General features: G+C 59.4%; 19 protein-coding genes. 7 read left to right on the top strand and 12 right to left on the bottom strand.

The features are described from left to right. Positions 1–34: 34 nt before the first annotated feature. Genes CA51_RS25500 through CA51_RS25490 form a run of 3 tightly spaced genes read right to left on the bottom strand, consistent with a single transcriptional unit; the run spans position 35 to position 2660 of the window. Positions 35–814, bottom strand: a complete 780-nt coding sequence (locus CA51_RS25500; RefSeq protein ID WP_145123913.1) for an ABC transporter ATP-binding protein — start codon at positions 812–814, stop codon at positions 35–37. Continuing rightward, positions 811–1584, bottom strand: coding sequence for an ABC transporter permease (locus CA51_RS25495; protein WP_145123912.1), 774 nt, complete (start codon positions 1582–1584; stop codon positions 811–813). Before CA51_RS25495 ends, CA51_RS25500 begins: the two co-directional genes overlap by 4 nt. Then, positions 1584–2660, bottom strand: a complete 1077-nt coding sequence (locus tag CA51_RS25490) for an ABC transporter substrate-binding protein (RefSeq protein WP_231745898.1) — start codon at positions 2658–2660, stop codon at positions 1584–1586. Before CA51_RS25490 ends, CA51_RS25495 begins: the two co-directional genes overlap by 1 nt. Positions 2661–3024: 364 nt before the next feature. Here CA51_RS25490 and CA51_RS25485 point away from each other — a divergent pair, with 364 nt between their 5' ends. Then, complete coding sequence (locus CA51_RS25485; RefSeq protein ID WP_145123910.1) at positions 3025–4482, top strand: hypothetical protein; 1458 nt, start codon at positions 3025–3027, stop codon at positions 4480–4482. Between the two features lie 135 nt (positions 4483–4617). Then, entirely contained in the window at positions 4618–5526 is a 909-nt protein-coding gene (locus tag CA51_RS25480) for an alpha/beta hydrolase (RefSeq protein ID WP_197451476.1), read from the top strand. 69 nt (positions 5527–5595) lie between these two features. On the opposite strand, the gene CA51_RS25475 is transcribed toward CA51_RS25480, so the two are convergent. From CA51_RS25475 to recA, 6 genes are all read right to left on the bottom strand, one after another. Then, on the bottom strand, positions 5596–7005 hold the full coding sequence (locus CA51_RS25475) for an alkyl/aryl-sulfatase (RefSeq protein WP_145123909.1): 1410 nt from the start codon (positions 7003–7005) through the stop codon (positions 5596–5598). A gap of 4 nt (positions 7006–7009) precedes the next feature. Beyond that, positions 7010–7462 carry a MarR family winged helix-turn-helix transcriptional regulator gene (locus CA51_RS25470; RefSeq protein ID WP_145123908.1) on the bottom strand — a complete coding sequence of 151 codons (453 nt, stop codon included), beginning with the start codon at positions 7460–7462 and terminating at the stop codon, positions 7010–7012. Further along, positions 7452–7868: a hypothetical protein gene (locus CA51_RS25465; RefSeq protein WP_420821489.1), complete on the bottom strand. Its 417-nt coding sequence runs from the start codon at positions 7866–7868 to the stop codon at positions 7452–7454. Before CA51_RS25465 ends, CA51_RS25470 begins: the two co-directional genes overlap by 11 nt. 549 nt (positions 7869–8417) lie before the next feature. Further along, entirely contained in the window at positions 8418–11231 is a 2814-nt protein-coding gene (alaS, locus tag CA51_RS25460) for an alanine--tRNA ligase (RefSeq protein WP_145123906.1), read from the bottom strand. A gap of 183 nt (positions 11232–11414) precedes the next feature. Continuing rightward, positions 11415–12911, bottom strand: coding sequence for a trypsin-like peptidase domain-containing protein (locus CA51_RS25455; RefSeq protein WP_145123905.1), 1497 nt, complete (start codon positions 12909–12911; stop codon positions 11415–11417). A 34-nt stretch (positions 12912–12945) separates the two neighbouring features. Beyond that, positions 12946–14079, bottom strand: a complete 1134-nt coding sequence (recA, locus tag CA51_RS25450) for a recombinase RecA (protein WP_145123904.1) — start codon at positions 14077–14079, stop codon at positions 12946–12948. A gap of 287 nt (positions 14080–14366) precedes the next feature. On the opposite strand from recA, the gene CA51_RS25445 reads away from it, so the two are divergent. Together CA51_RS25445 and CA51_RS25440 are read left to right on the top strand one after the other, a co-directional pair. Continuing rightward, positions 14367–14732 carry a 2Fe-2S iron-sulfur cluster-binding protein gene (locus CA51_RS25445; protein WP_145123903.1) on the top strand — a complete coding sequence of 122 codons (366 nt, stop codon included), beginning with the start codon at positions 14367–14369 and terminating at the stop codon, positions 14730–14732. A gap of 213 nt (positions 14733–14945) precedes the next feature. Then, complete coding sequence (locus CA51_RS25440; RefSeq protein WP_145123902.1) at positions 14946–15476, top strand: hypothetical protein; 531 nt, start codon at positions 14946–14948, stop codon at positions 15474–15476. A gap of 107 nt (positions 15477–15583) precedes the next feature. Here the strand turns inward: CA51_RS25440 and thpR are convergent, their stop codons facing one another. After that, positions 15584–16159, bottom strand: coding sequence for an RNA 2',3'-cyclic phosphodiesterase (thpR, locus tag CA51_RS25435; protein WP_145123901.1), 576 nt, complete (start codon positions 16157–16159; stop codon positions 15584–15586). Positions 16160–16279: 120 nt separating this feature from the next. Between thpR and CA51_RS25430 the strand changes: the two genes are divergently transcribed. Continuing rightward, positions 16280–17308 carry a YheT family hydrolase gene (locus CA51_RS25430; protein ID WP_197451475.1) on the top strand — a complete coding sequence of 343 codons (1029 nt, stop codon included), beginning with the start codon at positions 16280–16282 and terminating at the stop codon, positions 17306–17308. Positions 17309–17384: 76 nt separating this feature from the next. Here CA51_RS25430 and CA51_RS25425 read toward each other — a convergent pair whose 3' ends face one another. Further along, the gene (locus CA51_RS25425) at positions 17385–21227 is read right to left on the bottom strand and encodes a hydantoinase B/oxoprolinase family protein (protein WP_145123899.1); all 3843 of its coding nucleotides are present in this window, start codon (positions 21225–21227) and stop codon (positions 17385–17387) included. A 134-nt stretch (positions 21228–21361) separates the two neighbouring features. On the opposite strand from CA51_RS25425, the gene CA51_RS25420 reads away from it, so the two are divergent. Together CA51_RS25420 and CA51_RS25415 are read left to right on the top strand one after the other, a co-directional pair. Beyond that, positions 21362–23008 carry a serine/threonine-protein kinase gene (locus CA51_RS25420; protein ID WP_145123898.1) on the top strand — a complete coding sequence of 549 codons (1647 nt, stop codon included), beginning with the start codon at positions 21362–21364 and terminating at the stop codon, positions 23006–23008. After that, on the top strand, positions 23001–23318 hold the full coding sequence (locus CA51_RS25415; protein ID WP_145123897.1) for a hypothetical protein: 318 nt from the start codon (positions 23001–23003) through the stop codon (positions 23316–23318). The genes CA51_RS25420 and CA51_RS25415 overlap by 8 nt, the downstream gene beginning before the upstream one ends. A gap of 44 nt (positions 23319–23362) precedes the next feature. Here CA51_RS25415 and CA51_RS25410 read toward each other — a convergent pair whose 3' ends face one another. Continuing rightward, positions 23363–23767: a hypothetical protein gene (locus CA51_RS25410; RefSeq protein WP_231745897.1), complete on the bottom strand. Its 405-nt coding sequence runs from the start codon at positions 23765–23767 to the stop codon at positions 23363–23365. Positions 23768–23798 lie beyond the last annotated feature (31 nt).

Raw genomic sequence — 23798 nt, 5'->3', positions numbered from 1 at the left:
CGGCCGGGGGTGAGATCGCTGCGATTTTGCGGTCTTACGCTTCGGCTTGCATTCCCGAATGGTCCAGCCCCATCGTGCGGAAGATCTTGTCGCGGATCGCGAGGTATTCGGGAGAGTCGAGGTTGCGGGGACGCGGCAGGTCGACGTCGAGAATCGCGCGGATCTCCGCCGGCCGTGGACTCATCACAACGACGCGGTCGGCTAATTGCACCGATTCCTCGACGTCGTGCGTTACGAATAGGATCGTCTTCTGCGTCCGCCGCCAGATCTCGACCAGATCGGTCCGCATCTTCAGACGGGTCAAAAAGTCGAGCGCACCCAACGGCTCGTCCATGTACAGCACATCGGGATCGGCAGCCAATGCCCTTGCGATCTCGACCCGTTGGTTCATTCCGCCGGAGAGTTCGCGGGGATAGGCCTGTTCGAAACCGGTCAATCCGACCATCTCGGTGTAATGCCGGACCGCTTCGTCGCGCTCTTTTGGCGATTGATCCAACAGACCAAATCCGATGTTCTGCTGGACGGTCAGCCACGGGAAGACGGCGTTGTTCTGGAAGATAAAGACGCGGCGCCGATCGGGACGCTGGACCACCGTGCCGTCGATCAAGACTTGACCGCGAGTCGGTTGCAGGAATCCGCAGGCGATGTTCAACAACGTCGACTTGCCGCAACCCGAAGGGCCGACGATGCAGATGAACTCTCCCTCGCGGACCGTCAGGTCGATCGATTGCAGCACCGGCATCACAGCCCCATCGCGGCCGCTGTATTCCAGTTGCAGATCGCGAAGTTCGATCTTGGGTGTTGGTTGGGTCATCGTCTTGCCATCCCGGTGCGTGCCAATGATGTCCGTTCGATCCGCGACATCGCGGCATCCAACAGCATCCCGATCACCGAAATCACCAACATTGCAGCGACGACAAAATCGTAGCGGAGGTTGTTCCGCGAATCGTTGATCTGAAACCCTAGCCCCGATTGAACGCCCAACATCTCCGCCGCCACGACGACGACCCAGGCGATCCCCATCGCCAATCGCAGGCCCGTCAAAATCTGAGGCAGCGCGGCGGGCAGGATCACCAATCGCAGCAGCGGCAACCCGCGAACGCCAAAGTTCTCGGCGGCTCGCAAATACTTTTCATCGATCGCACCGACCGACGATGTCGCGGCGGTAACGATTGGAAACAACGACGCCAGGAAGATCAAGAAGATCGCCGCCAGATCGCTTGGTTCCCACCATTGCACTCCGCCAAAGACCAACACTGCAATCGGCAGCCATGCGATCGGCGAGATCGGCCGCAACGCTTGAACCAACGGATTCAACAACTCGCGAATCCACAGCGACCAACCGATCGCCAGGCCCAACGGAATACCAACGATCGCGGCCAGGAAAAATCCCCAAGCGACGCGGAAGACCGAAGCGATCACGTACCGCCACAACACGCCTTGCCCGGCCAGTTCGATCAGCCCGTTGAACGCCAACCAAGGCCCGGGAACATCGGTCCGGCTGTTCCCCAGCGTCGCCAGATGCCAGATCAACAGGAAGATCCCGATCCCCAGAGTGCCCAGCAGAATCTTGCGTGCAAGCATCACTGCGGCTCCTCGGATTCCAGCGGCAGCGACCACATTCCCGATTGCTCAAACGATGGGTCGCAGTAGTCGTCGAATCCAAACGGATCGTCGGCTGTCACGGGGCGAAAGCTGAAGAAGCCCAGCCGTTGGGCGTAATCTTGGATCTCGGCAAAATCTTCTCTGGCCAGATCCAAGCGGCTGTAACTGACGCGGTCCAAGGGACGCGTCAGGACAAACTTTAGTAGCTCGGGATCTTGGTTGTAATATTCTTGCCGGGCGGCGATCCAGGCGGCCTGCATCCGCGGCGAGCGGCCGAACTGTTCGGGAATCGCATCGCCATCGGCCGACGGCGTTCCTTCGACAGCCAGACCGGCCATCAAGCGATCGTCCCCTTGGTCGATCCACTTTCCCGATGCCGATATTCCCTGCACCAGTTCGGTAACAAGTTCCGGGTCGCGCTCGATCAACCGCTCGGTCACGACCAAGACACAGGAGATAAAGTTGGGCCAGATATCTTTGGTGAAGTAGAGGACGCGGCCGAAGCCGTCCATCTCTGCTTTGGCGGCAAACGGTTCGCCGACGATGTAGGCTTCGAACTGCCCCGATTTCAAACCGGCAGGCATCTCCGGCGGCGGGTAATCGATCAGCGTGATCTCGGCATTCGTCAACCCGAACTCATCTTTCAGTTTTTCGATCAGGATGCGTTGGTTCGAATAGCGATGCGGAATCGCGATCCGCTTGCCGCGAAGATCGGCAAACGTTTTGTAGGGTGAGTCTTTATTAACGACGATCGCCGTGCCGTCGCGATGCCCCAGGTGGACGATCTTGACCGGCGTTCCCTGACGCTGCATCACCATCGCAAGCGGAGCCAGGATGAAGGCGGCGTCGAGATTCCCCGCGTCGATGTCTTCGGTCATCGCTGGCCAGCTGGTGTACCGCCACGAAACGAATTCCGAATGCTGCTGCGAATGCTTGCTGACCCAGCTGGTGACCGGACAGGTCAGATGGCAGGTCACCGGCAGATGACCAACTCGCAATGACTTCCGAACCGCCCCATTCTCGTCTCCGGCGATGTGTTGCGGCCGATCGAACATGCCTAGATTAAAGTGGGCATGCAGAATCGTTACAGTGCCCAGCAGGCAAAGGCAAGATAGCGCTAGTTTGCCAACGGATGACATGAACGGCTGGGTTTTCTGGGGTTCGGGTTTTGGGGCTTAGGTCAACTTTTGAGCGCAAGTATACAACGCATTCTCGACGGTGCGCATCGGTTGCGGCGCAGAGCGCATCGCCCGTGCGCAGCGGTTATGATGGGGGCCAACCAAGCCTACTACGGGATCACACCACGCCCTCCGGTTTGTGGAGCTGATCGCGAATCGGATTCCTCGAGTCTCCGCCGCCGTAGGTTTGTCGGTCTTCCAACTCCTCACCTACCCCCATCCCCCACCCTTTGGAGTCGCCATGAGATACCCTCGCAATCGCATGCTTCCGGCACTCGTGATCCTTGCCTCGCTGACCGCATCAAACCATGCCGCCGAACCTTTGATGCTCGGGTCGCGATGGGAGCTGTTCGTCGACGAATACCTTATCGATTCCAAGCAGAACGTCGAATTGAAGCTGCACGAGCCCGTTCGCCGGGAGATCGTGCTGACGACCGACAAACCTTGGGAGGGGCCGACGAGCGCCTATTTTTCGGTAGTCCAAGATGGCGAGAAGGTTCGGCTGTACTACCGCGGATCCGACGGAGGCCCCGATCATTCCGAGTCGCAATTCACCTGTGTCGCCGAGAGCGAGGATGGGATTCATTTCACGCGTCCCAAGCTGGGACTGATCGAAGCGGGGGGGACCAAAGAAAACAACGTGATCTGGCGTGGCGTCGAATCGCACAACTTCGCTCCTTTCCTCGATGCCAACCCGTCGGCCAAACCCGATGCCCGTTTCAAAGCGTTGGGCGGGGTCAAGATGCCCGGAAAGAACTGGCAATACGGTGACACGCCAGGCGGTCTGTACGCCTTCGCATCGGCCGACGGGATTCACTGGCGAAAGCTTCAAAAGGAACCGGTCATTACCAAAGGGGCGTTCGATTCTCAGAACCTCGCTTTTTGGGACGCCGCGCGAAACCGGTACGCATGTTTCAGTCGCATCTTTTCCGTCGAAGACCAACTGCGAGCGATTCAGAGCAGCCATTCACAGGACTTTCTGAAATGGTCGACCGGCGTTCCCCATCGTTATGCGGAGGATGCACCGAAGGAACACTTTTACACCTCGGCCACCATTCCCTGCCCGACCGCGCCTCATCTGTTTCTGTCGTTCCCCAAACGCTTCCAACCCGCTCGGCGGAAGATTCCCGAACACAGCGTCAAAGGCGTTTCCGATACGATCTTCATGTCCAGCCGCGACGGGGTCCACTGGGATCGCCCCTTCCTGCAAGCCTGGGCTAGGCCGGGGCTGGATCCAAAAAATTGGACCGACCGTAGCAACATGGTTGCGTATGGCATCTACGACGGGGGCGATGGTGAGTGGTCGCTTTATATCAGCGAGCACTATCGACACGCCGACCATCGCATCCGTCGGCTGACCGTCCGCCAACAAGGATTTGCCTCGGCTCATGTCGGAGGCGGCAAACATGGCGAGTTCACCACGCATCCGATCCAATTCGACGGCGACTCGCTGCAGCTCAACTACGCCAGCTCCGCAGCTGGCAGCATCCAGATCGAGATCCAGGACGAAAAGGGCCAACCGATTCCAGGGTTCACGATGCAGGAGATGCCCGAACTTTTTGGAGACGAATTGGCGGCAACCGCAACCTGGAACTCGGGCTCCGACCTCAGCTCGCTGCGCGGGAAGACGATTCGGTTGCGGGTCAAGATGATCGACGCCGATCTCTACGCACTGCGGTTCACCGACAACGTCAAATGATCTGCACGCGACCACGGCACACACACTCATTCTCGGGTGAGTATGATGTTGGCGATGGCAGCCGCGGCACATCGAGCTGGCTCGTTGTGACCGTTTCGCACCCCCGATTTACTTCAACACGACGTGAGATTCCACATGATGAAGCTGAAAGCCTTCCTGTTTGCACCGCTGACCTGCTTGATTTTGTCAGCCACCGTTGTTGCCGATTCGCCTGAACCGAAACCGCTTTGGAAGGATGGAGCTCCCGGTGCGGGAGGCGATCAGGTTGGCGATCTGCCTAATTTGACGATCTACAAGGCGGCCGGCGACGGTCCACGGCCGGCGATCGTCGTCCTCCCCGGTGGTGGCTACGGCGGATTGGCGATCGATCACGAGGGGTATGCGATTGCAAATTGGTTGCAGGATCTCGGCGTCACCGCAGCGATCTGCCAGTACCGCCATCGCGGCAAAGGAAACCAGGGAGCCGGTTACAAACACCCCTATCCGTTGATGGATGCCCAGCGAGCGATCCGCACCCTCCGCGCTCAAGCTGCTGAACTGAACATCGATCCCAATCGGATCGGGATCCTCGGCTTCTCCGCCGGCGGTCACTTGGCATCGACTGCGGCGACCCACTTCGACGACGGGAATCCCGACGCGGCCGATCCGATCGATCGCGTCAGCTGCCGCCCCGACTTTGCCGTCTTGTGTTACGCGGTGATCGGGCTGAACAAACCGTATACGCACCGCGGCAGCCAACGCAATCTGCTGGGCGAAGACGCACCCGAAGAACTTGTCGAGTCGCTGTCGAACGAATCGCAGGTGACCGAAAAGACACCGCCGATCTTCTTGCTCCACACCAGCGAAGATACCGCTGTGCCGCCGCAGAACTCCATCCACTTCTATCTGGCCTGCCACAAGCACAAGGTGCCCGTCGAGATGCACATCTTCGAGAAGGGCCGACACGGATTAGGCCTAGCCGCAGGCCGCCCCGGCGCCGAACACTGGCCGATGCTATGCCACGAGTGGATGATCTCGCGAGGCATCCTTCCAGCCGCCAAGTAGCCCGTGCAACCGCAGCGTTCCCGACAACTCGCGTTGTCGGGAACGTTCGGATCCGAACTCGGATCGCGATTAGAACCAGACGTTGCTCAACTGGCCCGATTCGAGTTCGTTGGCATAGCTGAGGTAGTAGTTTCTGTTGGGCGCGTTGTACTCTCTCGCTGCCAAGCCTCGCAGCGCCGCGATCTTTGTTTTGCGGGCGAGCTTCCGATCGGCATCGTCGAGCCATTTCACGTGGTCGGACAGCTCCAGTGCCCATTGGTAATCCTGCTTCTCCAGGGCGGCTTCCATCTGAGCGGTTAGTTCGGCAGTCCCGCCTGCCAGCTGAGCCATCTTCTTCGCTTTGATCCTGGGCTCCAGCGGATTTAGCGTCGTTGGATTGCCGTCGTACCAACCCAACAACCCGCAATAGATGGCGCGTACCGCATGCGGCACCGCTCCGTAGAACTGAATCAGGTACGGTTTGTCTTGAAGATGCTCGGGGAGTTCGACTTCGTGCGCAAGTTGTTCGGGACCTTTTCCGGCGTTGATGCCTCGCACGGTTTGATCGTACACGCTGCGAATCGCATCGCTGTAATCCTGCAGTGCCGCGGTCGCCGCTTCCTCTCCTGCGATCGGCATCGTGTGGCCCGGGACGACTACATGTGGTTTTAACGCGGCCATCTTGCCAACGCTTTCGGACCAATTCAGCACGTCGCGATAGGCGGTGCCACGGATCGCGTAGAGGTTGGGAAAGGAATTGTAAAAGTTGTCCCCCGCGAAAAGCACCTTCTCGCTGGGCAGCCAGATAAACATCGCGTCGTCGGTTTCTCCGGGGCTGATGTGGAATTCGATATCGATTCCCGCGATCGTTGTTTTGAGTCCGCTGTTGGGAACGGTGACGGTCGGTGGAAGAAACCCTTCGCCGCGGTCGCCATCTTTTGTACCCGCCGGGGCAACACCGCGGTTGGTGCTTTCGGCCGGCGAGAGCTTGCGACCGAACTGGCGTACGTTTCGCTTCTGCTTAATCGGATCGACAGCTTTGTTGACGCCTTCGGCCGAACCAAAACTCTCGGTGGCGTAGATGTCGGGCTTCGCGTCGCCGACAAACGCACTGCCGCCACCGATGTGATCGCCATGGCTGTGCGTATAGATGATCGCCTTGACCGGTTTGTCGCTGTATTGCCGAAAGGCCTCAGCTGCGTCGGCCGCACTGCTGGGACCGAAGAGCGTATCGATGATGATCACCCCGTCGGTGCCGACGATCATCGAAGTGTTCGCGCCGTGAAAACCTACCGCGGTGAAGACGTTGTCCGCGACTTGGATAACTCCCTTTTCAAACTGCTGCTGCTGAGCGTTCAGCATCCGTAGCGCCGTGTCGGGATCGGTTTGCGTTTGGCCATGGGCGACCGTGGCGGTCAGCGCGACGATGCCGAGTAGCCAGGCTTTCGCTGCGCCAACAGTGAACCGAGAAAGGTCGAATGAGAATCTGTTTTTACTCATGAGCTTAATCCTTTGCGACGTGGTTTCTTAAGTTGATCTGCATTTTTTGCAAGACGTTTCGCGTTGTTTCCAAGTCAGACTTGGGGATTCCCTGCAATGCAGTTTTTCGCAAGTCATCCAGCAGTGGGAGGATCTTCTGCAGTTTCTGTTCGCCACGGCGAGTCAAGCGGATCATCACAATCCGGGCGTCTTCGCTCGAGGCACTGCGTTCGACAAATTGATGTTCGACCAACCGATCCAACTGGCGTTTCACCGTCGTTGGATCGCGAATCATCAGCGATGCCAACTCGTTCATACTCCTCGGTTCCCCGGCGTCGGACAACGTGATCAACGTCTGCGTTTCCTCCGGCGAAAAGGGCCAGCCGGCTTTCTTCAGCTCTGCCGCCATCCCACTACGAATCAGATAAGCGACACGCCCTATGGCAAATCCGGGCGAGGATTCGGAATCAAAGTGCATTTCCATCTCCACAAGAAACCTGCCACGGCGCCGTCGTTGGTCCAGCAAAGATCGGGCGATACCAATCGAAGTAGCAATAAATCAACAGCGCACACGCTGCGAAATCGGGGAGGCCGACCACAAGATATTGATGGGCGAAGAGCGTCACATACAGCAGGATATTGAAGGCATAAGGGAGAGACATCAGCACAGCCAAGGGGGCGGTCCGAGGCACGAACATCAGTCCCCCCACAACCGCTTTGAAAAAGCCGACCCAGAAAATCAGATAGCCCGTCTTTTCGAGCGCCATCATGAATCGACCGACATCTCCTGGTGGATCACCGACGGGATACCCGTTGATGGCAAAGCTGATCGTCATGATCCCGGTGCTCAACAGAAAGAGAGCGAACAGAAGTCGTACCGCCATCGCGACACGCGGGATTCGGATGCTGCGTGTTTCTAGTGACAAAACATCTGTCCCGTGCATGAGTTAATGAGGAAGTGCTAATGACTTGAGGCATGAGGAACGGTTGCCGCGATCCCGCTGCTAGGTAGCTGTATGTTACAGGTATCGGCTGTCCGGTCAACGGATTTGGGAACTAGAAAGCACTTGCGCAGATGGCGCTATCGCCGTGAAAGCCCAGCAAAAAGGCTGCTCTTTTGAGCAAATTACCAGCGTTTATCAGAAAAACTGTCATCCAGGCGAGACAGTTTGCGGAGAGTCATCGCGGCGCGAATTTGTGTCGATCAAGAACACGACACTGTTGGAAGAAGGCCAACCGATGCGCCTCGTCACGGAATCGCAACCCGGATCGGGCCGGAGGCGGCCGCGACGTGAATCTTGAGAGATCCGATGCTTGAGCGATGCGCGGCTTGAAGGTGTCGTGGAGGCTGAGCAACTGCACCGGCCGCGCCTCCATTCACCATGCTGCAACGGAAGTTCTCATTTCCGTTCAACCAAGTCACACCAAGGGCCTTAGCCGATCATCGATCGACCGACCTCTTTCGCCTTGTCGATCGCAGCGGGGAGTTTTTCGGGATCCTTGCCGCCGGCTTGAGCCAGGTCGGGTTTGCCACCGCCGCCGCCACCGACGACCGCTGCGACTTCGCCAACCCATTTGCCAGCGCTCATCCCGCCTTCGACCAGGGATTTGCTGATCCCTGCGACCAAGATCACCTTGTCGCCGCCAACAACCGTCGCCAACAGAACCGCAACCGGCTTGTCGCTTTTCTTTCGCAGCTGGTCGATCAACTGGCGGATCACGTTGGGATTGGCACCATCGATCGTCCGGACGATCAACAGCGCTTCGCCTACGGTTTCGGCGTCGGCCAAAAGATCGTCGGCGGTCACTTGTTCACCGGCGGTCAGGTTGGCCAGTTGCTGGATCAATGACTTTTCGTCGGCCAACAGGGCATCGATCCGCGAGCTGACATCGGCCGCTGCGACGTTCAACATTCGAGCGGTATCGCGGACGATCAACTTCATCTTTGCATAGCTCGCCTCGCCACCGCCGCCGGTCACGGGAGTCCGCTTTTGGACGTCGGCGTTTCCGCTGGCCAGTTGCTTCTTCAGCTTACGAACCTGGTCGATCAAGCTCTTGGTCGCTTCGCTAACCGCAGCGACGGGACAGGCCAATTGTTTGGCTGCCGCTTCGAGAATCTCGGTCGTTTGCTGGCGATAGGCTTTCGCTTTTTCGCCCGTCAACGCCACGATCCGGCGGGTGTTGCTGGAAACGCTCTCCTCGCTTGTCAATTCAAACGCTTGAACGTCGCCGGTGTTATCCAAGTGCGTGCCGCCGCACAACTCTTTGGAGAACTCTCCCATCGATACCATCCGTACCGGGTCGGGATACTTTTCACCAAACAGCATCATCGCTCCGGCAGCTCGGGCGTCGGCCAACGGGACGGTGTCCCACCGAATCGGATCGCCGGCGGCGACATGTTCCAAGACGTCGCTTTGAATCGCTTCGATCTGCGTTTCGGAAAGGGCTTCTTGATTGGTGAAGTCGAATCGCAACACGTCGGCTTCGACCTTGGATCCCTGTTGTTGGGCGTGTTGGCCGACATGTTTTTGCAACGCGTGGTGCAGGATGTGGGTCGCGGAGTGGGCGCGGCTGATCGCGCCGCGTCGCGTCGCGTCGACGTCGGCGGTGACCGTTGCGTTTTCATGGATCGTGCCGCGGACTAGATGTCCGTAATGGACGATCAATGCGGCATGCTTCTGCGTGTCGGTGACATGGAACTCAAAATCGTCGTTGTGGATCGTCCCGACGTCGCCAACTTGGCCGCCGCTTTCGGCGTAGAAGGGAGTGTGGTCCAAGACGACGCGGAGTTCTTGATCGGCACCGCCCGCGGCAACTTTGCCCAACAGATGCTCGTCGCCATCGGTGTTGCCGACGATGATGCCTTTGACGTGGCAGCTGGCCGAGATCTGTTCGTAGCCCAGGAACGGAGTCTCGCGGAGCGATTCCTTCAGCGTTTCCAAAGGACCGGTCTGGAACAGCTCTTTCTGACCCGCGCCGCTATCGACGGCGTGTTGGTCCATCGATTTGTTGTATCCGTCCCAGTCGAAGGTCAGGTTCTTTTCCGATGCCAGCGTCTGCAACAGTTCCGGCGGGACGCCGTAGGTTTTGTAGAGGTCGGCCGCTTCGTTGCCGTCGACCATCACGCCGGCGACATCTTCCATCCGCGTGAACATCTGATCGATCCGCGAGAGCGCGGCGTCGAGCGTTTGGAAGAACGCTTCTTCCTCTTTCTGCATCACGCGGGTGACGCGTTGAACCGATTCAGCCAGTTCCGGATACGGCCTCTTCATCTGTTCGACAACCGCCGGCACGATTTGGTGCAGGAACGGTTCACGTAAACCCATTTGATGTCCGTCCAAGACGGCGCGGCGGATCAAGCGGCGGACGACATATTTGGCTTTGTCGGGGCCGGGGTAGACGTTTTCGTGGATCGAAAAAGTGCAGGCGCGGACGTGATCGGTGATCCGTCGCAAGCGGCGGCCATCGTCGCTGTCCAACGAATAATTGCGGCTGCAGACTTCGGCGGCAGCTTGCACGATCGGGAACAGATTATCGATGTGGTAATTGGTCGGTTGACCCTGCAGGACGCTGGCACAGCGTTCCAGCCCCATTCCGGTGTCGATGTTTTTGCTGGGCAGCGGATGCAGGTTGTCGGGAGGGCTGCCGATGCGGTTGAACTGGGTGAAGACGAGGTTCCAGATCTCGACCGATTCGCCACCTTCCAATTCGTAATAGATCTCGCTGCAGGGACCGCAGACGCCATCGGGGCCCTGGCTCGGCGCGCTGGCGGGCCAGAAGTTTTCGTCCTCGTCCATCCGGGCGATCTTGGATGTCGGCAGGCCGATCTGTTCGTGCCAGATCCCAAACGCTTCGTCATCGTCTTTGTAGACCGTCACGTTCAGCCGGCCGGCGGGGATGTTCAACCACTTCTTGCTGGTCAGGAATTCCCACGCCCAGTGGATCGCTTCGGCCTTGAAATAATCGCCGAAGCTGAAGTTGCCCAGCATCTCGAAGAAGGTGTGGTGGTAGGCGGTGCGGCCGACGTTTTCGATGTCGCCGGTTCGCAGACACTTTTGGCAGGTCGTCGCCCGCGTGAAATCGAGCTTCACCTTGCCCAGGAAGTGATCCTTGAACTGGTTCATGCCCGCGGGAGTGAACAGCACCGAGGGATCCCAGGTCGGCACCAGCACATCGCTTCCCTGCAGCGTATGTCCTTTGCTGACATAGAAATCCAAGTACATTTCACGCAGTTCGTCGGTCTTCATCGATGCTGCTCTTTGAGTCGGGTGGGGCGCGGGAGGCGAAGTTTCAAAACTGCATTTTTAACGAGAAATGGAGTTTTCCAACAGGTAGCATGAGCTGTGGAGCTTGCCTAGTCGGCAGAAACGGTCCGGCTGCGGTCTCGGGGCATTCCCCGCAAACCTTCGCGTTTCGCATCGCCGCAGCGACTATTGGATGCTCGTCGGGACCGAGATCCGTTGCTCGCGATCGCCGGGGCCCACAATCGTCAGCGCGACCGCATCGGTCTGCTCTTTCACTAGCTCATAGAAGGTATCGGGATCTGGCACCGATTTGTCGCCCACTTTCTGCACGAATTGCCCCGGTCGCAGCCCGGCGTTCCAGGCGGGCGTGTCGGGATCGACGCTGATCACCGCAACGGGCAGGATCTCCCGAGGCCGCGAGAACCCAAACAACTGGCCCGGCGGTAGGGCCGTCCCGTGGTCGACTCGCAATCCACGCCAGCTCGGTTCGGGAAAGCGGCTGTAGCCCGGTTTGGTCAACGCTAGGTACTTCTTCCCCAGCGTGACGTCGACGATTTTGGATTGAAAGTCGTCGGTCAGCGGATTGCCTTGCAGCAGTGTCATCTGGACCTTCGCGTTCGCCGGTCGGCGACTCATCTCGCGAAACAATCCCGCCGCGCCATCGATCGGTTGGCCGTCGATCTTGGTGATCAAATCGCCACTGCGCAAACCAGCCCGTTGAGCTGGCATGCCTTGCAGCACCTGGCGAACGATCGCTCCACGCAGCCCGCGGGCGCGTTGCGGTTCGGGGAGGTCGGCTGGTTCCAACCCCAAGAAGCCGAACGCGGGCGTTTTGCCCTCGAGCAATTGATCGATCGCGGCTCGCATCGATTTGTCGATCGGAATCGCAAACCCGGCCGATTGTTCGTATCCAGCGACCGCGGCCAGCGATGTCGTCAGCCCGATCATCTCGCCCTGCAGATTAACCAACGCTCCGCCGCTGGTCCCCAGGTTCAACTTGGCGTCGGTTTGAATCAAGGTCCCAAATTCGTGCAGCTGTTGGCTAGGGGGAGCTTGGCCGCGCGATTCCTTGTCGGGCTGCGCCGCCGCGGCCCGCTGAAGATTTGAAACGATCCCCATGCTGGCGCTGGGGTATCCGTCGCGAGCGATAGCGTACGGATTGCCTAAAGAGATCACGAACATGCCGCGCTGGATCTGCGAGGCATCGCCCATTTTGATCGCGGGGAGATCCTTGGCGTTTTCGATTCGCAGGATCGCCAGATCGGTCCACGGGTCGCCTGCTTGGACTTCGGCGGGAGTCGCTTGGACGACCGCCTGGCTGCCGATTCCGCGATGCCAGACGTAATAGTCGTTCTGTTTGGGATCGTCGAGGACGTGGAAGTTCGTCAGGACGTCGCCGTCGGCCGAAACGATCACGCCCGACGCAAACTCGGTCGGAACAAACGCCGGATTGGTCGGATCGATCAGCGGTTGACCGAGCCCGGGGAGATTAAATTTCAGATCACCCATCGCATCGGCGGGCAGATCTTTGCGAACGCGAGCGATCGCAACGACCGAACGCCCCGCGCGATCGATCGCATTGGTTAACGCCGACTGCATCGACAGCAACGCGTCGGGCGGTTGCTGTGCCGAGGTCGGACAGGCCGAGAGCAAAATGACAACGAGGAAAGCAATTTGTCGCATCTTGAATCAACCCGTCCGCAAATCGAAGCCGTTGTTAACTGTTGGTCGTCGCTTCTTCATCGACATCGCTCAAGTCATCCGCATTGGCAGCGTCGTCCTCGGGACCGATTTCGACAGGGCCTGCGAACCCGCCCGCGGTCATGATCCGGTCGCGGATCTCGTCGCGCGTTTCGGTGTTCTCGATCAGGAAGTTACGCGCCTTCTCCTTGCCTTGTCCAAGATAGGTTTCGCCATACTTGAACCAAGCACCGCTGCGAGTGAGCACGTTGTGTTCCAGTCCCAAGTCGAGGATGTCGCCTTCGAAACTGATACCATTATTATGCATCATATCGAATTCAGCGATCCGGAACGGCGGTGCCACCTTGTTCTTGACGATCTTGCATTTGACCCGTTGGCCGACCTGTTCTTCGCCATCTTTGAGAGCACCGATCCGACGGACGTCGATCCGGCAACTGGCGTAGAACTTCAACGCCCGACCGCCCGGTGTGGTTTCGGGGCTGCCGAACATCACGCCGATCTTTTCGCGGATCTGGTTGATGAAGATCACCACCGATTTGCTCTTCGCGATCGCACCGGTCAGCTTCCGCATCGATTGGCTCATCAGACGCGCTTGCAGCCCGACGTGCGACGCTCCGATTTCGCCTTCGAGTTCCGCACGTGGTACCAAAGCCGCGACCGAGTCGATGATGATCACGTCGACCGAGTTGCTTTTGACCAACATCTCGGTGATCTGCATCGCCTCTTCACCGCTGCTGGGTTGGCTGACCAACAGCGAATCGAGTTCGACGCCCAGCTTCTTACCCCAGCCGGGATCAAAAGCGTGCTCGGCATCGATGATCGCCGCGATGCCACCCGCCTTTTGTGCTTCGGCGGCGACGTGCAATGCTAGCGTCGTCTTACCGCTCGATTCGGGGCCGTAGACTTCGATGATCCGGCCGCGAGGCAGACCGAAGCCGCCCAAGGCCATGTCCAGGCTCAAGCTGCCGGTCGGAATCCCGCTGATTTTTAATTGTGATTCGGCACCCAAAGGCATGATCGCCCCACCGCCAAACGATTTTTCGATCTGCTGCAAGGTGGAGGCCAAACCCGGTTCACGCGCCAAAACGGCTTTCATGCCTGGGTCGATCTTACCTGCTTTTGCACTCGATTTTGCTGATTTCTTGGCCATGGTGATCCCTTTCGATTCGCTTTCCCAAATGTGATTCGCCCGCTTGCCGGACCTGCTCGTAAGCATCGTCTGCTCGCCAAAAGTGGACAATCGGATAGTACCCTTTGTATCGGGGACCAACAACCACTTGATTTGGGAACAGTCTCTCTTGCTCTGTAAATAGTATTGGCTCGGGGCGTGACACCTCTGGTCCCAGGCTGCTATCGGTTGCTAGGTTAACGGCGGACTAACACCGGAACCCCTGACAAAGGGGTACCCCCATAAAACAATCAACAGGAGCATTTTCGATGCCAAAGTTAACTATCGAAGGTCAGGGTGAATTTGAAGTTCCCGCCGGGACACGCTTGGTCAACGCGTTGACCAAGATCGCCAGCACCGATCAATTGCATGCCTGTGGTGGCAAATGCCGCTGCACCACCTGCCGCGTTGAATTTATCGCAGGCGAACCGTCGAAGATGACCGAAGCCGAACAAGCGACGCTGTCGGCTCGCGGCATCGACCAACAGGGGGTTCGATTGAGTTGCCAAATCTTGTGCGAGCAGGATCAACATATCAAGTTGATCAGCCGACTCGAAGGCAGCGGCCGCGCCGACCAAGGCGGTGCATGTGCCGAAGCGATCGAACCCGAACCACAATGGGTCGAGAAGTCGTAAGCAGCTTCGATCGATTTTTGGGCGGGGTTCAAACAACCCGCTAAGCGAGTCAGAAATTTCCCCCGATCGAGCACGGTGAGCGACGCGATTACGCGTCCTTTGATGGTGAGCAGAGGTCGTGACGACCTGTTGTTAGAACCGATGAAGCCTCTAGCGTTTCCGCTTGGACAGAGGCTTCAAGGCACAACCGTCTCGCATTGGGGGAACACTCGGATGAAACGTTCTGCATTTCTATTGTTGTTGGCGGCGGTCGCGATCGTCGCCAATCTGCCAGCTCGTTCGATCGGACAACAAGAGGCTGGGACCACCCCGGTGGCGAACGACCTGCCGGGAGACGAACAGGAATCGGCGGCTGGCGAAGCGAGCGACGCGGCGCAGATCGATGGCGAATTGGGTTCCGGTAGCGGCGTCGAGACGCAGCGACTGCCGCCGGGCTATTCGGAGATCATCACCAATTCCCAGCGACGCAAGATCTACCAGATCCAACAGGGTTACCAATCGCAGATCGATGTGCTGCAGCGGCAGATCGCCGCTTTGGTCGCCACTCGCGATGCCGAGATCGGTGCGGTGTTGGATCCGCAGCAGCAACAGGTGCTGAAGTTCATCCTCGAGATTCGCGAGCGAAATCGTGCCGAGATGGAACAAACCATTTCCACGCAGCGCGGTTTGGAACCACCCGAAGCGAACGGGCCGGTCCCCACCGAGCCGGAGTTGGAAGAGACCGAACTGACGCCGATCGAATAAGCCGTGCCTTGGGCCTGGCCGGAGGTCACGAGAGCTCTTTAGAAGCCCCGTCGCATCGACGCGATCGATCGTCGATGCGGTCCAATGACGCTGGTGTTACGCAGCGATCAGTCCAACGCGACGCGATCCATCACGTTGTAGGTCGGCCCTTTCTGGTGTTTGTCCATAAAACTGGCGAAGACGTGGACTTCCTGGACATGAATCGTCCCCAGTTCGGTATCAGCTTCCTTTTCCGCCGCGGCGACAAAGTCCTCCCCTAAACGACTTCCTTTTTTCAGTCGGCCCAGGGTCAGGTGAGGGGTGTAGTCGCGGAACTCCCGCTTAAAGCCCAGCTTGCCCATTTCGATGTCGATCGATTCTGCCAACGGGCACAGACCCGAGGATTGATCTTCGACGCCAGCCCAGACGACGCGGGCCCGTTGCAGATCGGGGAATCCACCGATCCCCTGGATCGAGAGCGAGAAGGGTTCGACGTTCGCACAACACTTCCGCAACGCCTTGCAGACGTCGGGGACTTCGATATTGTCGACGTCGCCGAGAAACTTCAGCGTCAGGTGCAGATTGTCGGCATCGACCCACTTTACGCCGGTTGCCGGTTCGCGAAGCCGATCGACCATCCGACCCGCGGCGTTTTGAATTTCATCGGTGAGCGGTATCGCAATAAACGATCGAATCTTCTGCATCGCTAGACATCCAAATCAAGAAACTCTTATTATAGCTGGTGCATCAAAAATCGGCACCAGCACGCGCGTCGTCTTCGCCGGGCGCGGCAGTCTTCGCCACGGGATGGCTGGATTTGTTTGTTGCCGCTTCTCCAAACCAAGGAACTCGCCGCTGTGTCCCTTTCGTTCCAACCCCATCCCTTGCTGTTGGGGGGACATCTGCAAACGCTCGCCACGACGCTGATCCCCACGCCCCAGATCCCCTACAAGGCGACGCAGCATCGCGTCGTCCTGGACGATGGGGATCAGATCGTTTTGCACGATGATACTCCGCCGGGTTGGACACCTGGCCAGCCGGTCGTCATTTTGCTGCATGGTTTGTGCGGCTGCCATGGGGCCAGTTACATGATTCGGATGGCCGACAAACTCAACCGCTGCGGCGTCCGTGTCTTTCGCATGGACATGCGCGGCTGTGGCGCCGGCCGCGATCTGGCTCGCGAGCTGCCGCACTCGGGTCGCAGCGGCGATCTCTTAGCCGCCATCACCCGGATCGCCGAACTGTGCGACGATTCGCCGATCTGGCCGATCGGCATTTCGATGGGAGGCAACATCTTATTAAAGATGCTCGGCGAGATCGGCAAAGGGATCCTGGTCCCCGAGTTCCCAGCCGACCGGATCACGCGAGCTGCGGCGGTCGCTCCGCCGATCGATCCAGCCCGATGTTGCCGCAACATGAGCCGCTGGATGATGCGGCCCTACGGCCTGTACTTCATCCGCAAGCTGCGGTCGCGGGTCGCTCCGTTGGTCGAGCAGCGGGAGGATTGGCGGGCGATCAACTGGAATCCTCACCCCAGAACGCTGTGGGACTTCGATGGCCTTGTCACCGCTCCGCTCAGCGGATTCCGCGACGTGGAGGACTATTACGCGCAAGCTGCCGCGGCGCCGTTGGCCTCCGGGATCGCAGTCCCCACGATGATCCTGGCTTCCGAAGACGATCCGATCATCCCGATCGGCTGCCTTCGCGAAGCCGACTGGCCCGGCCACGTCGAACTGCACACCACCCGCCGCGGCGGACATGTCGGCTTCATCGGCGGCCGGCAACTCGAAACCGGCGACCGCTACTGGATGGACGCCAAGCTGCTGAACTGGTTCGATTGCCCGCAGCTGTAATAGCGGAGAGTCGCTAACCAGGTTCGGCTTGTGCAGTCGATAAGCCGCCGTAGGTCGAGCGTTTCGCAAAACGAGATCAATTGGGTTTTAATCCGTACCCGCCGCCGCCGGGCGTCAGCAAGGTGATCCTGTCGCCGGCTTGGACTTCGATCCGGCAACAGGCGGCTAGCCGCTGTTTCTCGCCGTCGGCCGCGGTGTGCCAATTCTCGCCCAACGCGCCATCGGCTCCACCAGCGAGACCGTAGGGTGGGCGATCGGTTCGCCGCCCTGTCAACAAGGAAACGGTCAGCGGTTTCAAAAACTCGACCTCGCGAATCGCGCCGTCGCCGCCGTCATGTTCGCCCACGCCGCCGCTGCCGCGCCGAATCGCAAACCGAATCAAACGCATCGGATACCGCAATTCGAGCACCTCCGGATCGGTGATCCTTGTGTTGGTCATGTGCGTGTGGACCGCCGACGCTCCGTTGCCAGTCGCCGTCGCGCCGCTGCCACCACAAATCGTTTCATAGTAGCCGAATGTGGCGTCGCCGATGACGAAGTTGTTCATCGTCCCTTGGCTTGCCGCCGCCACGCCTAATGCCCCCAACAGCACATCGACCACGCGTTGGCTCGTCTCCACATTTCCCGCCACCACCGCGGGACACTTTCTCGGATCGTCGTCTCGCGTCGGGTTCAACAGCCCAACCGGAAGATGCAGGTCGACGCATCGCAGCACGCCTTCGTTTAACGGCAACGGTTGATCGATCAAGGTTCGCAGCACATACAAAACCGCTGCGGTCACAATCGCCGGGGTCGCATTAAAACCACGCGGATGGACGCCGGCGGTGCCGGCGAAATCGATCCGCAAGCGATCGTCGATCACCTGCATCTGCACGCAGATCGGCGTGCCATCGTCCAGAGAGTCTTCGAACTGCATCGCCCCAGCGGGCAACCGACGCAGGCGAGCGGAAACCGCGGCGGCGGCGACATCTTGCAGATGCATCATGTAGCGATCGACCACCGCGCCGCCGTATTGAGCGACCAGCGAGCACAGATCACGTGCCCCGCCCGTTCCGGCGGCTTGTTGCGCTGCGATGTCGGCAAGATTCTCCGCCACGCATCGCGAAGGATATTCGCCGGCCGAAAGCAACCGCTTCAAATCCTCTTGATGTTGCTGGCCGTTGCGGACCAATGCCAGACCGCGAATCAAGACGCCTTCCTGGTTGAGGTTGCTCGCGTCCGGCGGCATCGAACCGGGGGTGATCCCACCGATCTCAGCGTGATGCGCACGGCTGGCGACAAAGAAATCGGGACGTCTCGTTCCCCGATCGCTTGCGGATTCTGGATCGCTATCGACAAAGACCGGCGTGATCACCGTCACGTCGGGTAGATGCGAACCGCCGGCAAACGGATCGTTGGTGACAAAACAATCCCCCGGAAACATCTCGGGAAACTGCGCCATAATCGATCGGACGGTATGCCCCATCGCACCCAGATGCACCGGCACGTGAGGCGCGTTGGCGACTAGGCTGCCGTCGCCACGGAAGATTGCACAACTGTAGTCCCGCCGCTCTTTGACGTTCACACTGATCGCGGTCCGCCCGAGGACCAGTCCCATCTGATTGGCGATCTGCTGGAATCGGCTGGCAAAAATTTCCAACAGCACCGGATCGCAAGTCGCTTCGTCCGTTTCGACAGCAACTCGCCGATCGCTTGCCGCTTCCTCTTGAACCAACACGATCGAAAGGTCTTCGGCGACTTGAGCCTTCCAGTTGCGATCGACGACCAACGTGTGATGGTCCGACGCGACGATCGCGGGTCCCACGATCTGCGCTCCGGGGACCAATTGGTCGCGGTCGAACGAAGCGACTTGTTGCCAGCGGTCGCCGAGCCAGACGTCTTGAAACGCTGCCGGTTGGCAAGCCTGAGATTCGACTTCGGCAAGACGCTGCAAACTGGCTGCACCCGGCAAGCTGACAGTCGCACGAACCGCGACAAGTTCCAACGGTTGATCGATCCGCTGGTACCCAAACTGTTCGCGATGCTGACGGTGAAATGCCGCTGCGATCTCGTCGCGCGATCGGCAATCGATCTCGAGCGCCGCGTCGGTTCCGAGGTAGCGGACGTCGATCGTTTCACGAATCGTTGCCGCGACACCGTCGGGAGCGGTTGGAAGTTCGGCGAGCGCCTGTTGCGTGACTGCTTCGATCCGATCGGTTAGCTCCTCGTCGGAGACTTTTTCCAGCGGCCGATAGATGCCATGCGATTGCGTGTTGCCGGTCGCGGCCAATCCCATCCCCAACGCGCTCAACAGACTCGCTTGCGGGTGATCGATGATCTTGCGAATCCCCAACACCTCGGCGACATCACACAGATGCTGCCCCGCGGCGCCGCCAAATCCGACAAGCGTCATCCCTCGCGGATCGCGGCCTTCGGCGGTCGTGACCGCGCGGACGGCTTCGGCCATATGATGGTTTGCGATCGCACGAAAACCAGCGGCTAACGCTTCGGCCGATTCGATCGGATGTCCCGCCGCTTCCATCGTCTGTTGAATCTCAGCCAACCGAGCGATCGCCGCATCGCGATCCATCGGGAAGGGAAACCGATCGGCCAACACGCGACCCAGGACGACGTTCAGGTCGGTGACCGTCAACGGACCACCACGTCCATAACAGGCCGGCCCCGGATCGGCGCCAGCGCTTTCGGGCCCCACGCACATCCGTTGGCCATCGAATCGGCAGATCGAACCGCCCCCGGCGGCAACCGTTTCGATCGCCATCATCGGTGTCAGGATCCGCGTCCCCGCTTTGAAGGCTTCGTATTGGCGGACCGGCTGCCCCGCGAATCGACTGACGTCGGTACTGGTCCCTCCCATGTCGAAACCGATCGCCTCGGCCGCTCCATGCGCGCGGGCGATTTCCGCAAGCGCAACGACACCGCCGGCGGGCCCCGAAAGGATGCTGTCCTTGCCGCGGAAGGCGTCGCCGGGAACCAGCGTCCCGCCACTGGTCATCAACTGCAACTGACATCGATCGACGCCGCCGAACTGCTGCCAAACTCGAGCGACATAGTCGGCGATGACCGGATTCAGATAGGCGTCCAAGACCGTCGTTTCAGCTCGATCGACCAACTTGATCACCGGAGCAATCCGATGCGACGCGCTGACGTTGGCGAACCCAGCGGCCAGGGCAAGATCGACCAGTGCTTGTTCGTGGGCCGGGTTGATGTAGGCGTTTAATAGACCGATCGCCAGCGATTCAGCTCCGGAGCGTCGCAGCGCATCGATCTGCAGGCGGGCGGCTTCGAGATCCAGCGGTTGCAAAATCGTGCCATCGGCGGCGATCCGTTCTTCGACTGCGGCGACCGCAGAATAGAGCGGCTTGCGTTTGACGATGTTTAGCGTGAACAGATCGGGGCGATCCTGTTGGCCGATCTCCAACAGATCCTCGAAGCCGGCGGTCGTCAGGAAGGCGGTCGGCGCACCGCGACGAGTCAACAGCGCGTTGGTGCCGCGCGTGGTTCCCATCCGAACGTCCAGCGGCGGCAGCGGTTGATCCGCAGGCAGACGCAGCAGCAGCCGCGTGGCGATCACCGGAGCGGTCAGATCGCTTGTCAGCTCGTATGCCCAACCGGGCTGTGGTGGCTGAGAAAACGGCTCGGCCAGTTGCAACTGGCCCGTCGCGGCGGTGAATGACTCGACGTGTCGTTGCTCGACCAGCGTGCCGTGGGGGTCGAGCAGCCGCAGGACCGAACCGTTCCAAAATCGGTCGGGATCGTCGACGCGAAGCCGATCGATCACCGTCGCGGCGGTCGAATCGGCGTCGATGCGTCCCTTGATGCTGCCACTGCTGAGCACCTTGGTCCAACGCAGCGGCTGTCCTGGAATCGAAACAAAACAATCGGTAAATGTGCCGCCGATATCGGCCCAGACTTTGATCATTCCTAGACTATCGCATTTTTCGGGCCACTTTCCCAGACAACCAGCCCGACCGCTCGCAAACCGAGACGATAGTGAACAGAATAGAGAGGAATCTCTGGCCCCTTGTTGTTTCTCTTCCACATTTTGTGTCGCCGATGTCTCGCTCTCGCCTCGGACCGCTCGCCCTAGAATCCAAGCTAGGTGCCCATCCTTCGCAGTCCTCGGTCTGGAGTGCCGTGCATGTGGAGCAGCGTATTCGGTTGGCGATCAAAGTCTTTTCGCTGCCGCTGGGAGGGACGACGGAGTCGCGGAAGGAGCTGGCGGCGGAGTGGGCGCGGTTGAAACAATTGCAACATCCAGCGATCGCCCGCTGCTACGGCGGCGGGTTTGAAGAGACCGACGCCTACTTGGCGTACGAGCTGGTCGAGGGTGAAACGCTGGCTCAACAGATCGAACGCCGCGGGCGGTTGCCTTGGGAAACGGTGCTCGATTACGCCGACGCATTGATCGCCGCGATGGTTCTGGCGCACGATCAACAGATCATTCATGGGGCGTTGGAGCCCGACAAGATCATGATCGAACCGTTGGGGCAGCCGCAGATCCTCGACTTCCGCATCGATCGCTACGATTCGCCCTACCACACCAATCAGCCTGCATCGTTGTTGCACTACGCTTGCCGGGCGCCCGAATTGATCACGTCGACCAGCAATCTGTCGGTTAAGTCGGATCTCTATTCGCTCGGCGCGATCCTCTATTTCGCTCTGACCGGGCGACCACCAATCTCCGGCGATACGCCCGAAGCGGTTGCTGCGGCGAGCGCCACCGAAGTCCCATCGCCGATCAATGCCGTCGTGATGGAGTGTCCGATCTGGTTCGCCGCCGTCATCGACCAGTTGTTAGACAAAGATCCCGCCGGGCGACCGTTTGGCACGCAAGCGGCTCAGTTGGCCTTCGTCGAAGTCCGCCGCAAATCGGCGTCGGGAGTCGGCGTGGCCGAACACGCTTCGGCCGGCTTCAGTCCGCTGAACATGAAAGTCGACAAGCAGGAAGCGAAGAAGGTGTTGGGGCGAGCCGACGATGGCGTGCTCAAACCTGTCGACGGCGCGTCGTTCTACGAGAAGGCATGGTTCCTTCTGTTCACGTTAGTCGTCTTGGTTGGCGTGGCGGCATGGTTCTTCATTCCACCGAGCGAAGACAAATTGCGAGCCAGCGCCGAACGGATGTTGGCGACCGAGAACCGGACCAATCTGCGGATCGCCAAAGACGAATACCTGATGCCGATGACGCGTCGCTTCCCCGATGGAAAACACATCGATTGGGCGATGGAACAGATCGACCAGATCGACATGCTGGAAGCTGAATACCAGTTGGGGATCAAGCTGAAGCATGGCCGTCCGATTCGCAACGAGGCGGAGCGGTTGTATTCACAGGGCCGCGAATACGAACAGTTTGGCGATATGGTCTCGGCGCTCGATCAGTACAAAAACATGGTCACGCTGTTGGATCCCGACGATGAAAAATCGCGGCCCTACATCAATCTTGCTCACCGCCAGATCAGGACGATCGAACGCGAAGGGACTCAGTCGGGCGTGCGGGTCAAATTGATCGAAGCCCGGTTGTCCGAAGCCGAAGCGTTGGAAGCTCAAGGCCGCCAGATCGAAGCTCGCAAGATCTGGTACAGCATCGTCGAACTGTATGCCGACAACCAAGAGATGCAGCGGCAAGTTCAGATCGCCCAAGACAAGCTCCGCGAAGTGACCGAGAAGTCCAAGCCACGGGAATCCGACAGCAGCGATGAGTGATCCATCGAAGTCCACGCCCATCGAAGCCGAGATCGTCTCGGCGACGCTCGTCGACGACGCGCCGCAGCCCGAGCCCGATGCGAAGCACTGGATCGAGGAGCTGACCGACAACCGCGCGATCGTCCTCGGCACGCTGTTTTTTGTGACCGGAGTGTTGGGGCTGCCGCTGTTGTGGATCAGCCGCCAATTCACGCCGCTGCAGAAATGGCTGCTCTCGATCGTCGTCACGATCTACACGCTGGTCCTGATCGTAATCGTCGCCGTGGTGCTGATGTGGAGCTGGAATCAGATCCAACAATCGATCGCCTGAAGGACCACCAGATCGCACGCAATCCCTCGGGGCCTCTGCCCCAATCATTCTGCTCCCTCTCCTTTCTGCGAGGAGGCGGATTGCAGATAGGTTTGGATGCTCGCGTCGGGAGATTGATTCGGGCCATGCGATGGCTGGCCGTATCGCGATCGCAGGAAGCGGAAATCGGGCTGCGGTGACGCAGGTGAAGTCGATGGGGGATGATGCGGATCGGCGGCGAAGTTGATCTCGACGCGGTGTTGCAAGTCGTCGAAATCCCAGTCGCGGCCGGATCGCACAAGGCAGGTGGCGTAGTCGTCCCGGAGTTCTTCCCAGTCGCATGGCCATGAGTCGCCATTGGCTTTCATGTGCTCGATGCACATCGACGCGACAAACTGGGACGCGTTAAAACTGGTCACGCGGCGAATCGTCTGATAGGCATTCCGCAGGCCGAGGCACAAGGCGGCCACAAGGAGGACCGCCAGCAACAGCGAGCGAAGC

The organism is Rosistilla oblonga, from assembly GCF_007751715.1.
In the GTDB taxonomy this organism is placed as follows: Bacteria; Planctomycetota; Planctomycetia; order Pirellulales; family Pirellulaceae; genus Rosistilla; species Rosistilla oblonga.
The sequence above is the reverse complement of the archived record's forward strand: the minus strand, read 5'-3'. Positions and strand labels throughout refer to the sequence as shown.